Annotated in this window: 15 protein-coding genes and 1 tRNA gene; 12 read left to right on the plus strand and 4 right to left on the minus strand. The window is 72.6% G+C overall.

The window, feature by feature from the left end:
• Positions 1 to 324: 324 nt before the first annotated feature.
• Positions 325 to 1137 (minus strand): VOC family protein, encoded by an 813-nt coding sequence (locus AMK16_RS17715; RefSeq protein ID WP_073916496.1) that lies wholly within the window; start codon positions 1135 to 1137, stop codon positions 325 to 327.
• Positions 1138 to 1262: 125 nt separating this feature from the next.
• Here AMK16_RS17715 and AMK16_RS17720 point away from each other — a divergent pair, with 125 nt between their 5' ends.
• Both AMK16_RS17720 and AMK16_RS17725 read left to right on the plus strand, forming a co-directional pair.
• Positions 1263 to 1886 (plus strand): HhH-GPD-type base excision DNA repair protein, encoded by a 624-nt coding sequence (locus tag AMK16_RS17720; protein WP_073916499.1) that lies wholly within the window; start codon positions 1263 to 1265, stop codon positions 1884 to 1886.
• Between the two features lie 271 nt (positions 1887 to 2157).
• On the plus strand, positions 2158 to 2631 hold the full coding sequence (locus AMK16_RS17725; RefSeq protein WP_073916502.1) for a cupin domain-containing protein: 474 nt from the start codon (positions 2158 to 2160) through the stop codon (positions 2629 to 2631).
• Here AMK16_RS17725 and opcA read toward each other — a convergent pair.
• A complete protein-coding gene (gene opcA, locus AMK16_RS17730; protein ID WP_073916506.1) occupies positions 2580 to 3512 on the minus strand; it encodes a glucose-6-phosphate dehydrogenase assembly protein OpcA in 933 nt (310 codons plus the stop codon). The genes AMK16_RS17725 and opcA overlap by 52 nt on opposite strands.
• Before the next feature lie 110 nt (positions 3513 to 3622).
• Entirely contained in the window at positions 3623 to 5221 is a 1599-nt protein-coding gene (locus AMK16_RS17735) for a helicase HerA-like domain-containing protein (RefSeq protein WP_073916510.1), read from the minus strand.
• Between the two features lie 88 nt (positions 5222 to 5309).
• On the opposite strand from AMK16_RS17735, the gene AMK16_RS17740 reads away from it, so the two are divergent.
• On the plus strand, positions 5310 to 5606 hold the full coding sequence (locus AMK16_RS17740; RefSeq protein ID WP_015034993.1) for a type II toxin-antitoxin system VapB family antitoxin: 297 nt from the start codon (positions 5310 to 5312) through the stop codon (positions 5604 to 5606).
• A gap of 116 nt (positions 5607 to 5722) precedes the next feature.
• Positions 5723 to 6406 carry a LytR C-terminal domain-containing protein gene (locus AMK16_RS17745; RefSeq protein WP_199885490.1) on the plus strand — a complete coding sequence of 228 codons (684 nt, stop codon included), beginning with the start codon at positions 5723 to 5725 and terminating at the stop codon, positions 6404 to 6406.
• A gap of 83 nt (positions 6407 to 6489) precedes the next feature.
• Here the strand turns inward: AMK16_RS17745 and upp are convergent, their stop codons facing one another.
• Positions 6490 to 7125, minus strand: coding sequence for a uracil phosphoribosyltransferase (gene upp / locus AMK16_RS17750; protein ID WP_073916517.1), 636 nt, complete (start codon positions 7123 to 7125; stop codon positions 6490 to 6492).
• 192 nt (positions 7126 to 7317) lie between these two features.
• Between upp and AMK16_RS17755 the strand changes: the two genes are divergently transcribed.
• The 8 genes from AMK16_RS17755 to AMK16_RS17790 all read left to right on the plus strand — a co-directional run bounded on the left by AMK16_RS17755 (position 7318) and on the right by AMK16_RS17790 (position 12767).
• Positions 7318 to 8355 carry a universal stress protein gene (locus tag AMK16_RS17755; RefSeq protein WP_073916521.1) on the plus strand — a complete coding sequence of 346 codons (1038 nt, stop codon included), beginning with the start codon at positions 7318 to 7320 and terminating at the stop codon, positions 8353 to 8355.
• Positions 8356 to 8673: 318 nt separating this feature from the next.
• Positions 8674 to 8868 carry a hypothetical protein gene (locus tag AMK16_RS17760; protein ID WP_073916525.1) on the plus strand — a complete coding sequence of 65 codons (195 nt, stop codon included), beginning with the start codon at positions 8674 to 8676 and terminating at the stop codon, positions 8866 to 8868.
• A 524-nt stretch (positions 8869 to 9392) separates the two neighbouring features.
• Complete coding sequence (locus tag AMK16_RS17770) at positions 9393 to 9941, plus strand: tRNA adenosine deaminase-associated protein (RefSeq protein ID WP_073916533.1); 549 nt, start codon at positions 9393 to 9395, stop codon at positions 9939 to 9941.
• The gene (gene tadA, locus AMK16_RS17775) at positions 9941 to 10525 is read left to right on the plus strand and encodes a tRNA adenosine(34) deaminase TadA (protein WP_443333577.1); all 585 of its coding nucleotides are present in this window, start codon (positions 9941 to 9943) and stop codon (positions 10523 to 10525) included. Before AMK16_RS17770 ends, tadA begins: the two co-directional genes overlap by 1 nt.
• 100 nt (positions 10526 to 10625) lie before the next feature.
• Positions 10626 to 10712: transfer RNA gene (locus tag AMK16_RS17780), tRNA-Ser, on the plus strand.
• A 146-nt stretch (positions 10713 to 10858) separates the two neighbouring features.
• Positions 10859 to 11149: a hypothetical protein gene (locus AMK16_RS17785; protein ID WP_073916537.1), complete on the plus strand. Its 291-nt coding sequence runs from the start codon at positions 10859 to 10861 to the stop codon at positions 11147 to 11149.
• Between the two features lie 209 nt (positions 11150 to 11358).
• A complete protein-coding gene (locus AMK16_RS34245; protein ID WP_199885469.1) occupies positions 11359 to 11520 on the plus strand; it encodes a hypothetical protein in 162 nt (53 codons plus the stop codon).
• A gap of 395 nt (positions 11521 to 11915) precedes the next feature.
• Positions 11916 to 12767: an RNA polymerase sigma factor SigF gene (locus tag AMK16_RS17790; RefSeq protein ID WP_073917719.1), complete on the plus strand. Its 852-nt coding sequence runs from the start codon at positions 11916 to 11918 to the stop codon at positions 12765 to 12767.
• Positions 12768 to 12881 lie beyond the last annotated feature (114 nt).

A 12881-nucleotide genomic window follows, 5' to 3' on the forward strand; every position in this document is an offset into this window, starting at 1 on the left:
CTGCGGGAACGGCGTCTGCGGTGGGCCGAGGTCATCGTCACTCGACGGCGCCGGGAACGGTCCCCGCGCCGTGTGTTCGAAAGGCCCCTGACGCGCGACGGGGGCGCAGGCCCGGCCTTTGGTGCCCGGCCGCGCAGGGGCCGCCGCCGGGTCCTGCGTGCGATCAGCGGCCGGACGGCTCCCAACCGGGCAGGAACAGGGCACAGGGCACGGCTGACTCGGGCTCGGGCTCCGGCTCGGGGGCGGGCAGGGCGACGGGCGCACGGATCCGGCAGGACGAGCGGGCGCACGGACCCCGTGCCGCGGCCGCGCGCCGCGGTCGGGTCAGTCGAACTTCGGCATGTCCCCCGTCGTCTTCGACAGGTCGATCACCGCGAAGGCCGCGCCCTGCGGGTCGGTCACCGCCGCGAAGCGCCCGAACGGGCTGTCCATCGGGCCGAAGTGCAGCCTGCCGCCGCGCTCCTGGGTCTTCGCGACCGCCTCGTCGCAGTCGGGTACCGCGAAGTAGACCTGGACGTACGACGGCACCTGGGGCGGGAACTCGTCGCCCATCTTCATCCGGCCCAGGACCGGGCTCTCGGGGCCGCCGAGGCTGAAGACCTTGAAGTCCATCCCCGCCGTCTCCGGGTCGTCGCCCGTTTCCATCTGCTGCTCGCCGTACGGGAAGACCTTCGGCAGGAACGCGTCCGCCGCGGCCGGGTCCCGGGTGAAGACCTCGGCCCAGCAGTAGGCGCCCGGCTCACCCTGCTTCTCGAAGCCCTTGTGCCCGCCCGGCTGCCAGACCCCGAAGACCGCGCCGCTCGGCTCCTTCGCGATCAACATCGTGCCGAAGGTGCCCACCTGCATCGGCTCCATCAGCAGCTCGCCGCCAGCCGACTTGATCTTCTCCGCCGTGGCCGCGGCGTCGGGCGAGGCGAAGTACAGGCACCACTGCGAGGGGGCGTCCGCGCCCGGCATCGGGGGGACGACCGCGGCGACGGCCTTCCCACCGGAATACGCCTGCGTGTAGTTGCCGTACTCGCTGCTCGACTCGCCGAAGGTCCAGCCCAGCACCTCGCCGTAGAAGCTCTTGGCACCCTCCACGTCGGTGAACATCGCATCCACCCAGCACGGCGCGCCCTCGGGGAACTCAGCCATGATCGATCGACTCCTGTGTCCTGTGTCCTGTGTCCTGTGTCATCCCTGTCGTACCTGTCGTACTCACGCTAGGCGCGCGGTGTGCCGACCGCGCGGGGAAGCGGGCCCCGCGGGACGCTGGAGCCATGGACAAGGACATCACCATCCGGCTGGCCCAGCAGCCGGAGGCCGACGCGCTGCTCGCCCGGAGCCCGCTCGCCGCTCTCGTCGGGATGCTGCTGGACCAGCAGGTGCCGATGGAGTGGGCCTTCGCGGGGCCGTGGACGATCGCCGGGCGGCTCGGCTCCGACGACCTGGACGCGCACGCCATCGCCGCCTACGATCCGGATGCCTTCGCCGCGCTGCTCTCCCGCAAACCCGCCGTGCACCGCTATCCCGGATCGATGGCGAAGCGGATCCAACAGCTGTGCGCCTACCTGGTCGAGCACTACGACGGTGACGCCGCGGCCGTCTGGGACGGCGCCGCGTCCGGCGAGGAGCTGCTGAAGCGCCTCAAGGACCTGCCCGGTTTCGGCGAGCAGAAGGCCCAGATCTTCCTCGCACTGCTGGGCAAGCGGCTCGGCGTGCGCCCGAAGGGGTGGCGGGAGGCCGCGGGCGGTTACGGCCAGGCGGGCGTCCACCGCTCGGCGGCGGACATCACGGGCCCGGAGTCGCTGGCCAAGGTGCGGGCGTACAAGCAGGAGGCGAAGGCCGCCGCCAAGGCCGCCACGGCCGGCAAGCTCGACAAGGCCACGGCGAACGGCTCCTGAACCCCCGCGGCGCCAGGGATCCGCGCCTCCCGGCCGGCGGTGCCGTGCCTTGCCCTGCCTTGCGCAGCCTTGCTTTGCGCTGCCTTGCGCTGCCCTGCCGTGCGCTGCCCTGCCCTGCCCTGCCCTGCCCGGCCCCGCGCTGCCCTGCCCTGCGCACCGTCGCTTGCGTCGCCGTCCGGGCGGCCCGGTCTGCGGGGCACCGGATTGACCGGCCGGACCGGCCGCCGATTGACCCCTGCCACCGGTCTACCGGGTCCGTAGGTTGGGGGACATGACAAAGAACGTGACCCGCGCAGCCACCGCCGAAGCCATCCACGACGCCCCCGGCAGCCTCATCACGCTGCTGACCGACACCGCCGAACTGACCTGCAACACGGCCACCTTCGACGAGGGCGCGGCGGGGGCCCCGGTGCACTTCCACACCAGGGCCACCGAGTTCTTCCACGTCACGGCCGGGCGGCTCGACGTCCTGGTGGGCGACGAGGTCCAGACCCTCGGCGCCGGCGACTTCCTGACCGTCCCGCCGGGCGTCAAGCACGCCTTCGCCCCCGCCGCCGGCCACACGGCGAGCGTCTTCGTCGGCTTCACCCCGGGCATGGGCCGTTTCGACTACTACCGCCTTCTGGGGCAGGTCAACGCGGGCGGGGCGAGCGTGCAGGACATCAAGGACAGCTCCGCCACCTACGACAACCACTACGCGGAGAGCGCCGCCTGGAGCGGGCGCCGCCGCAGCGCGGAGCCGTAGACCTCGTCCGCGTCGAGGTGGCGCAGCTCCTCCGCGATCAGCTCTGCCCCGCCGCGGACCTTCAGGGCCACGGTCCGGTCAGGGCTCCCCGGCAGCATCAGGGTGGCCAGCGCCCCGCCGGGCCGGTCCACCCGGATCTCCCCGCCCGTGGTCCGCAGGCTCACCCCGGTGATCACCGGCCCCTCGCTCGTCACCCGGTCCACCGGCACCCCGAGCTTGTCCTCCAGCCAGCGCGCCAGCAGCTCGGAACTGGGGTTGTCGGCCTCGCTCTCCACGGTCGCACCGGTCACCGGCAGGGCCTTCTGGTCCAGGGCGGCGGCCAGCAGGGCACGCCAGGGCGTCAGCCTGGTCCACGCCAGGTCGGTGTCGCCGGGGGTGTAGGCGGCGGCCCGGACGTCCAGGACGCCGACCGGGTCCGCCGCGGCCTGCGAGTCGGTGATCCGGCGCTGCGCGAGCGCGCCCACGGAGTCGGCCGCCACGTCGGCGGGCGCCTCGGCCGGCCACCAGGCCACAACGGGGGCGTCCGGCAGGAGGAGCGGCAGCACCACCGAGCCGGCATGATCGGTCAGCGCCCCGTGCAGGCGCAGCATCACGACCTCGCCGCTGCCCGCGTCCGAGCCGACGCGTAGTTCGGCGTCCAGCCGGGTCGCGCGGAGCTTGTGCGGCCCCCGTGACGTCCGCTTGATCACCGCGATGATGCGGCAGGGGTGCTCGTGCGCGGCCTCCGAGGCCGCCCGCACGGCGTCGTAGGCGTTCTCCTCGTCGGTGGCGACGACAAGGGTCAGCACCAGCCCCAGGGTGGGGCTTCCTATGGCCCGGCGTGCTTCGAGCAGGGCCCGGTTGATCTTGCTGGACGTGGTGTCCGTGAGTTCGGTCCGCATGGGGCGAGTCTGTCAGCGACCGCTCCGGTCCGGGCACCGGGTGCGCTCGATTCCCGCTGGATCAGGGCCCGGTGGCCCCGTTGGGAGGAGCGGCGGACCGGGCCGGGGCGTCACCTCTTGCGGCGGGCCGTTCCGAAGATCGAGCGGGAGATCTCCCGGCCCAGCTGCGTCCCGACCGACCGCGCCAGCGAGCGGAACAACCCGCTGCCCACCACCCGCTCGACCGGCGAGGGATCCGGCTTCGGAGCGCCGCGCGTCGCCTTCGCCGCCTGTCTGGCCTGTTTCCCGGCCGTGGCCGCCTCGGCGGCGGCTTCCGCCTGCGCCTCGGCGGCGGCCTGCTCGGCGCTGATCATCTCGTAGGCCGACTCACGGTCCACCGGCTGCGCGTAGCGCGCGTGGAGCGGCGAGGACCGCACCGCCTGGTCCAGGGCCGTCGGCGTGAGCGGCCCCATCAGCGACTGCGGGGCGCGCAGCCGGGTCGCGGCGACGGGCGTCGGGGCGCCCTTCTCGCTGAGGACGGTGACGACCGCCTCGCCGGTCCCCAGCCGGGTGAGCAGCTCCTCCAGGTCGTACGGGGAGGTGGGGAAGGTCTTCGCCGTCGCCTTCAGCGCCTTCGCGTCGTCGGGTGTGAAGGCGCGCAGCGCGTGCTGGATCCGGTTGCCGAGCTGGCCCAGTACGTCCGCCGGCACGTCCTTGGGGGTCTGCGTCACGAAGAAGATGCCCACGCCCTTCGACCGGATCAGTCGCACGGTCTGGGTGATGGACTCCAGGAACGCCTTGGAGGCACCGTTGAACAGCAGGTGTGCCTCGTCGAAGAAGAAGACCAGCTTGGGCTGCTCCAGGTCCCCGACCTCGGGCAGGCCGGCGTACAGGTCGGCGAGCAGCCACATCAGGAACGTGGAGAAGAGCCGCGGCTTGTCCTGGACCGCCGGGAGTTCCAGTACGGAGACCAGCCCGCGTCCGTCCGCGGCCGTTCGCAGGAACTCACCGGTGTCGAATTCCGGCTCGCCGAAGAAAGCCGCGGCTCCCTGCTGCTCGAAGGCCGTCAGCGCCCTCAGGATCACCCCGGCCGTCACCGTCGACAGCCCGCCGATGCCTTTGAGTTCGGGCCTCCCCTGGTCGGAGACGAGGAACGCGACGACCGCGCGCAGGTCCTTGAGGTCGATGAGCTCCAGGCCCTTGGCGTCGGCGTAGTGGAAGATCAGGCCGAGGGACTGCTCCTGCGTCTGGTTGAGCTGGAGCACCTTCGACATCAGCACGGGGCCGAAGCTCGTCACCGTCGAGCGCAGCGGGATCCCGGGGCCGATGCCGCCCAGCGAGTAGAACGCCGCCGGGCAGGCGGCCGGCTCCCACTGCTGGGCCACCTCCCCGGCGCGTTCCTCCACCCTCGCGGTGCGCTCGCCGGGGGCCGAGATCCCCGAGACGTCGCCCTTGATGTCGGCGAGGAAGACGGGGACGCCGGCGGCCGACAGCTGCTCGGCGATGAGCTGGAGGGTCTTTGTCTTGCCGGTGCCGGTCGCTCCGGCGACCAGCCCGTGCCGGTTGAGCATCGACAGGGGGATGCGGATCTGGCGGTCGGGCAGGCAGGTGCCGTCCCACAGGAGGGCCCCCAGATCGAGCACCGGGCCGGTGAACGCGTACCCGGCGGCGATCAGGCCGGCCGGCCCCGTCGCGGCCGCCGCAGCGGCGGGGTCGGTGCTCTCGCTCATGCGTCACTCCCGGGTTAGCGCTGTTTGCCACTTTTGCACCGGCGCCGCCGGGCTGCGCCCGCAGGGCCCGGCCCGGTAGGCTTTCCGTGTGATCTTCAAGCGCATCGGTAACGGAAAGCCGTATCCCGACCACGGCCGGGAAAGCACCCGGCAGTGGGCGGATGTCGCGCCGCGCCCGGTCCGGCTCGACCAGCTGGTGACGACCAAGGGGCAGCTCGACCTCGAAACGCTGCTCGCCGAGGACTCGACCTTCTACGGCGACCTTTTCGCGCACGTCGTGAAGTGGCAGGGCGACCTCTACCTGGAGGACGGGCTGCACCGGGCCGTCCGCGCGGCCCTGCAGCAGCGCCAGGTGCTGCACGCCCGCGTCCTCGAAATGGACTGACGCTTCGCGTAGATTGCGCCTTTCGGGTCACTATTGACCTATCAGCAGATCATTTAGTAGGCATTGCCACCGGGCGGCACTACGCTGCGCCCATGAGCATGCTCACTCCCCCCGGCATGGGCGGAAAGTACCGCGTCACGGGAGCCGCCTACCCGCGCATGAGCCGAAAGCGGAGCCGGCGGCGGATCGTCTTCGCCGTACTCGGCTCGGTCCTCGCCCTGGCCCTGATCGGCTACGGGGCCCTGCAGCTCATCGACGTGTTCCAGGGCAACAGCCCGAAGCGGAACACGGCCGCAGGGGCCGAGGACTGTGCGTCGGCAGCGCCCGGAAAAGCGGGTGCCAAGACCGGCGCCAAGGCCGGCGCCAAGGGCGCCCCCGAAGCCGCCGCGGCCCCCTCCGCCTCCGCCGCCGCGAAACCGGCGGTCGTCCTGCCCCGGCCCGCCGACATCACCGTCAACGTCTACAACGCGACCCCGCGCGCGGGTCTCGCCAAGGCCGTCGGCGACGAACTGAAGAAGCGCGGCTTCGTGATCGGCAACGTCGGCAACGCCCCGGCCGACTTCGACAAGAAGGTCCCCGGCACCGGGATACTGGTCGGCTCCCCCGCCACCGACAAGGGCGCCTTCTCCGTCCTGGGCACCCAGCTGGTCGGCACCACCCAGCAGAACGACACCCGCGAGACCGCCGACATCGACCTGATCCTGGGCGACGCCTTCAAGGAGCTGAGCACCAAGGAGGAAGCGGACAAGGCGATGGCCCTGCTGGCCAACCCCGCCCCTGCGACCGCCAAGAAGTGCTGACCGGCTGCCGGATCCGCCGGCCGCCGACGCCCACCGGTCCCCGGCCCTGACGGACCGGGGACCGCCTGTCTTCGCGGCCGAAGCTACTCGGCCGAGCCGTACATGCGGTCGCCCGCGTCGCCCAGCCCCGGGACGATGTAGCCGTGCTCGTTGAGGCGCTCGTCCACCGCGGCCGTCACCACCGTCACCGGCGTGCCCGCCAGCTCGCGCTCCATGACCTCGACACCCTCGGGGGCGGCCAGCAGCACCACGGCGGTGACGTCGTCGGCGCCGCGCTTGATCAGCTCCTGGATCGCCGCGACGAGCGTGCCGCCGGTGGCGAGCATCGGGTCGACGACGTAGACCTGGCGCCCGGAGAGGTCCTCCGGCATGCGCGTCGCGTACGTGGAGGCCGCCAGCGTCTCCTCGTTGCGGACCATGCCCAGGAAGCCCACCTCGGCGGTCGGCAGGAGCCGCACCATGCCGTCGAGCATGCCGAGACCGGCACGCAGGATCGGCACGACCAGCGGGCGCGGGTGCGAGAGCTTCACGCCGGTGGTCGGGCCGACCGGCGTCTCGATGTCCGCCTGCTCGGTGCGCACGTCCCGGGTGGCCTCGTACGCGAGCAGGGTCACCAGCTCGTCGGCGAGCCGCCGGAAGGTGGGGGAGTCGGTGCGCTTGTCGCGCAGAGCGGTGAGTTTGTGCGCCACCAAGGGGTGATCGACGACCTGCAAACGCACAACATCCTCCAAGACTCAGCTGCAGGGCTTCGACCTGCGACCGGCGACCCCGCCACCTGCAAAAACGGTCGCAAGACGCGAGCCGCACCCAAAAGGCTACGCGCTGGCGCGACCCCTTCGCGTCCGGAGCCGCGCCCGCGCCCCGGACGGCCCGGGGATGCGGCCCGCGCGCTGCCCCAGCACGCTGGAACGATGAGCCACGCACCGGTGATCGCCGCCGTCGACGGATCCGAGCACAGCCTGCGTGCCCTGGAATGGGCCGGGAGGGAAGCCCGGGCGCACGGCACGGGGCTGCTGATCGCCCATGTGCTGCCCGATGACGCCCAGTTGTATGCCGGGCGCCGCTCCGCGCTGCACGACCCCTCACAACCGGAGGAGTTCGCCGACCCGGTGAGCGACCGGATCCGGGCCCTGCTCGGCGGTGGCGGCGGACTGCCGGAGGGGGTCCAGTACGTGTCGCTGGAGGGCTCGGTGCCCGAGGCGCTGCGGGTGATCGGGGCGGAGGGCCGGATGCTGGTGATGGGCTCGCGGGGACGCGGCGGCTTCGCCAGCCTGCTGCTCGGCTCGAACAGCCGCGCCGTGGCGACCACGGCGCCGTGCACGGTGGTGGTGGTCCCGCACGCGGAACGCAGCATGGCACCGGCTTCCGCGCAGAACGCGGGGGCGCTGCCGGGGGCGGCCTCCGGGACTCCTGAAGCGACCCCTGGAGAGAAGGGGCAGCAGCCGCGCTCCGCGGGGGAGTCCGGGTCGCAGTCCGCCGGGCGGGTCGTACTCGGGCTGCACGCGGCCGAAACGCCCGACGACGTGCTGGCCTTCGCCTTCACGGAAGCCGCCGTGCGGGGGACAGCCGTCCAGGTGGTCTCCGCGTACGCCATCCCGCCCGCGCCCACCATGATCATCGACGGTCCCTTCTCGGTGGTCCCGCCGGAAGGGCTGCCCGACGACGGAAACGCCCTACCGGCGGAACGGGAAATGCTGCGGTCCCAGACGGAGCGGCTGGCCCCCTTCCGCGCACGCCACCCGGCCGTGCGGGTCGAGCAGGCAGCCGTACCCGGCGACGCGGCGGGCCGGCTGGTCACCGCCTCCCGCACGGCGGCCCTGGTCGTGGTGGGCCGCCATCACCCGCGGCGCACCGCCGGGTCGCTGATGATCGGCTCGGTGGCGAACGCGGTGCTCCAGCACGCGCACGGCCCGGTGGCGGTGGTACCGACACTCACCGGCGACGCCTGACCGGGGCGGGGCGCCACCGGCCGGTGGCGCCTGGCCGGTGGCGCCTGGCCGGTGGCGCCTGGCCGGTGGCGCCTGGCCGGTTCCGCCCGGGCGGTGGCGCCTGGCCGGGTTCCGCCCCGGCCGGTTCCGCCCGGCCGGTTCCGCCCGGCCGGTTCGGCGGGGCGCCCCCGGGACGGATCCGCGGACCGCCGGCCCGGTGTGACCGTCTGACCTGCACCGGGGTGGCATCAATCGGGCCGTCCGGGGGAAGGTGGATGCCGGGGGGACTGCTTCGCGCCGGCGGAGGAGGACGACCGGACCAGCCATGGGTGGTGGCCGATGCCCGACACACAGCCGATCGTCGAGAGTGACGGGGACGAGGCCCCGGAGAGCGCGGCGCAGCGCAGAGCGCGGCGCGCGCAGTTCCTGCGCGACCTGAACGAGGCGCGCGAGCTGCGTGACCGCGTCCAGCCCCGCCGCGCCCGCGCGGCCCGCATGCGCCAGCAGATGCGCATGCGCACCTTCCGCTGGTAGACGGCCCGCCCGGCGCGGATACGACCCGGCAGTGGAGACGATCCTGGCGGCCGTACGCACCGCCCGGCGGGGCCCTGTGACCGGGCTGAAGCAGTCCGGGTCACAGGTCGGGGCATCCGCCGCCGGGCTGCCGCTCGCGGCGCTCCCCCGGCGGCCTCGGCCGGCGCGCGCGGCGGTGGAGGCGGCGTTGGGGGCGGCAGCAGGTGCGGCGATGCCCGCCGGCGCCGCGGGCGGGCCGACACGGCCGGGACACACCCACCCGGCGGGCAGCCACGGGAGACCTCCCTCCGTCCGCGCCGAGGACCCGTTCCCCCTACGACGCCACCGCCCCGGGGACCTCCGTACCTTCCGCCCGGCGCACGGCGCGGGACGACGCAAGCGCGGAAGACCTCTCGCAAAGCCGCTGTTTCTGCCACGATGCCGATTGGGCGGGGTACGGACGGCGAGCACGACAGCCGTTCCGCCCCAACCTCCGGCCGGGGGGACCTCCAACCGGCATGCCTAAGACCAGTGGGAGAGTCACGGTGTACTTCGCCGCACTGCTCGCGCGCACCGAAGACGGGTGGGAAGCGAGCGACATGGAACTCGACGACGTCGAGTCCCTCAGTGATCTGATCGATCTCGCCCGGTCCGCCGCTGTCGACGACGACACGGTGGTCGCCCTCATCGAGCAGGAGGACGCCTGGTTCGGCGTCGTCCGCGTGGACGGCGAGGAGGACCCGCGGTATTTCGTCTCGAACGCATCCGCGGCCGCCCGCAGCTCCTACGGCTCGATGCTGACCAAAGAGCTGCTGGGCAGCGAGGAGGAGGACGTCGAACTCGACGAACTGGACCTGGACGGCACCGAGGACGGCGAGGAGGAGACCCTCACCGCCTTCACCGACGAGGACGACGACGAGGACGAGACGCTCGGCACCGGCGCGGAACCGGTACCGGCCGGACCGCTCGGCGACCCCCGGCTGCTGGACGACCTCGGGGTGACCCACAAGCAGCTGATGACCCTGGACGGGGACGCCCTCTCGGAGATCGCCGACTCGCTCGGCGCCACCGAGGTCCTGGAGGCCGTCCGCTAGTGACCGACCCGCAAGTGCCCCACACGCACGACCCGCACGACCCGTACGGACGGAGCGACCCGTACGGTCCGCACCACCAGCAGGACACGCACCACCAGCAGGACACGCAGGACACGCACGGCCCCGATCCCGTCCGGGACCCGTGGCGCGCCTCCATGCGCCTGGCGCTCCAGGAGGCCGCCCGGGCGGTGCCGGCCGGCGACGTGCCGGTCGGCGCCGTCGTGCTCGGCCCGGACGGCGCGGTCATCGCCACCGGGTACAACGAGCGCGAGGCCACCGGCGACCCGACGGCGCACGCCGAGGTGCTGGCGCTGCGCCGCGCCGCGGCCGCGCTCGGGGAGTGGCGGCTCCCGGGGTGCACCCTCGTGGTGACCCTGGAGCCGTGCGTGATGTGCGCGGGCGCGCTCGTGCAGTCCCGCGTCGCCCGCGTCGTCTACGGCGCGGACGACGAGAAGGCGGGCGCGGCCGGCTCGCTCTGGGACCTCGTACGGGACCGCAGGCTCAACCACCGCCCCGAAGTGGTCCGCGGGGTCCTCCCGGGCGAGTGCGCGGAGCTGCTGACGGACTTCTTCCGCGGCCGCTGACCGCCGTCGGCCGGGACTCCGCCCGCTGCCGGCGCCGCCCCCCACACCGCCTCCGCCACGGATTTCAGAGCACGGGCCACTGTGGGCTAAGCTCTCTCTCGGTAGCGTGTCCGAGTGGCCGAAGGAGCACGCCTCGAAAGCGTGTGATGGTGCAAGCTATCCGTGGGTTCAAATCCCACCGCTACCGCTCCGACCGAGAGCCCCGCCCCGCAAGGGTCGGGGCTCTCGGCGTTCGCGGGCGCGGCCCGGTCCCCGGACGTCGTGCGGGCCGTCCTCCGGAGTACAGCGGCGGCCCCGGCGTGACCGCCCGTCCCTTCCGGCCGTTGTCACGGCATGACCAAGACCCAGCGCATCCTCGCCGCCTTCGCCCTCGCGGGGGCCGCCGCGGGCCTCGCCGCACCCGCCGCATCCGCCGCGCCCCTCTCGCCCCTCACCCTCCCGGACCTCCCGAGCGCCGCCCCGGGCATGCCCGCCGGTGCCCAGCCCGCCTCGGTCCAGGAGATCGGCGGCAAGCTCAGCCAGGGCGCGAACCAGCTCAACCAGCTGATGGACCTGCCGAACCAGCTGGCGCCCGTGATCGCCCCCGTACAGCCCCTGACGGACCTGGCCGGCGGCATCGAGTAGCCGCGGCGGCGCCGGCAGAGGGGGCAGGACGCACGAAGGTCCCGGCCGGAACCGGGACCTTCGACGTGATGGACGGGGAAGTCGTCGGCCGACCGGCAAAGGGCCTGGTGTGCCGGGGCATTGGTCCATAAAGGACAAGTGAGTGTCCGATCCCGACCGGTTAGACTCACCCGACCTTGCAGGACCGGTTGGGGAGGCCGTCACCGCACATGGACACCAGGAAGCTCATCACGGGCGCCCTCACCATCTTCGCCCTTTTCGTGATCATCACCCAGCCCAAGCGGGCCGCCGAGATGGTGGGGATCGGCTTCCAGGGCATTTCGGATGCCGCCTCGGGCATCGGCGAGTTCATGACCGAACTGGTGCGCTGACCCCGTACGCTGAAGCGGTTTACGGACTTCCCGGCCCCCCACTCCGACGGGTGGGGGGTTTTTGCGTACCTGGAGCCAAGCACAATGCCCCGATATGCCCAACTTGCCGTCAACACGGAGATATACGGTGCTTGCACACAGTGCACATGTCTTGTGATGCTATGACCGCTTTTGACGGATGAGTTGACTGAAGGGGTGGCGTGACCGTGCCGGCCAGTACTGCGCCTCAGGTGCCCCCCCAGCAGGACCCCCAGGTGCCACCCCGGCACGAGACCGTGCACGAGCCGCGCCAGGAGACCGTGCGGGGGTCCCGCCAGGACGCCGTACAGGAGCCGCGCCAGGAGACCGTACGAGAGGGCCATCGGGGAGCGGAGCAGGAGCCGCGGCACGGGACCGTGCAGGAGCCGCGCCAGGAGACCGCGCCGGAGCCGCCGCAGGAGCCGCCGCAGGCCCCGGCCCCGTCGGCCCCCCCGAGACCTCCCAGCCGGGGCGCGGACACCCGGGCCCTGACGCAGGTCCTCTTCGGCCAGCTGAAAGGGCTGGAGCGGGGCACCAGCGAGCACACCCGGGTGCGCGGCGCCCTCATCGAGGCGAACCTCCCGCTCGTGCGGTACGCGGCCGCCCGCTTCCGCAGCCGCAACGAGCCGATGGAGGACGTCGTCCAGGTCGGCACCATCGGCCTGATCAACGCGATCGACCGGTTCGACCCGGACCGCGGCGTGCAGTTCCCGACCTTCGCCATGCCGACCGTCGTGGGCGAGATCAAGCGCTACTTCCGCGACAACGTCCGCACCGTCCACGTGCCGCGCCGCCTCCACGAGCTGTGGGTGCAGGTCAACGCCGCCACCGAGGACCTCACCACCCTCCACGGCCGCACCCCGACCACCTCCGAGATCGCCGAGCGGCTGCGCATCACCGAGGACGAGGTGCTGTCCTGCATCGAGGCCGGACGCAGCTACCACGCGACCTCGCTGGAAGCCGCCCAGGAGGGCGACGGCATGCCCGGCCTCCTGGACCGCCTCGGCTACGAGGACCCGGAACTGGCCGGGGTCGAGCACCGCGACCTCGTCCGCCACCTCCTCGTACAGCTGCCCGAACGCGAACAGCGGATCCTGCTCCTGCGGTACTACAACAACCTGACGCAGTCGCAGATCAGCGCCGAGCTCGGCGTCTCCCAGATGCACGTCTCCCGGCTGCTCGCCCGGAGTTTCGCCCGACTGAGATCCGCAAACAGGATCGAGGCGTAACCACAACGAGTGGAGATCATCCACCCGTTTCCCGACAGAACGGGCCGATCCCCTTCTGACCCCATCTGTCGCTGGAGATATATGTCGACTTGGCGCTACAGCGTGTTGCCGACA

This window comes from Streptomyces sp. CB00455 (assembly GCF_001905445.1).
In the GTDB taxonomy this organism is placed as follows: domain Bacteria; phylum Actinomycetota; class Actinomycetes; order Streptomycetales; family Streptomycetaceae; genus Streptomyces.

Coding starts and splice junctions, on each gene's coding strand:
- AMK16_RS17785 (WP_073916537.1), top strand. CDS start 10,859: ATGACCAAGACCCAGCGCATCCTCGCCGCCTTCGCCCTCGCGGGGGCC.
- AMK16_RS17720 (WP_073916499.1), top strand. CDS start 1,263: ATGGACAAGGACATCACCATCCGGCTGGCCCAGCAGCCGGAGGCCGAC.
- AMK16_RS17755 (WP_073916521.1), top strand. CDS start 7,318: ATGAGCCACGCACCGGTGATCGCCGCCGTCGACGGATCCGAGCACAGC.
- AMK16_RS34245 (WP_199885469.1), top strand. CDS start 11,359: ATGGACACCAGGAAGCTCATCACGGGCGCCCTCACCATCTTCGCCCTT.
- AMK16_RS17715 (WP_073916496.1), bottom strand. CDS start 1,137: ATGGCTGAGTTCCCCGAGGGCGCGCCGTGCTGGGTGGATGCGATGTTC.
- AMK16_RS17745 (WP_199885490.1), top strand. CDS start 5,723: ATGGGCGGAAAGTACCGCGTCACGGGAGCCGCCTACCCGCGCATGAGC.
- AMK16_RS17725 (WP_073916502.1), top strand. CDS start 2,158: ATGACAAAGAACGTGACCCGCGCAGCCACCGCCGAAGCCATCCACGAC.
- AMK16_RS17735 (WP_073916510.1), bottom strand. CDS start 5,221: ATGAGCGAGAGCACCGACCCCGCCGCTGCGGCGGCCGCGACGGGGCCG.
- AMK16_RS17760 (WP_073916525.1), top strand. CDS start 8,674: ATGCCCGACACACAGCCGATCGTCGAGAGTGACGGGGACGAGGCCCCG.
- opcA (WP_073916506.1), bottom strand. CDS start 3,512: ATGCGGACCGAACTCACGGACACCACGTCCAGCAAGATCAACCGGGCC.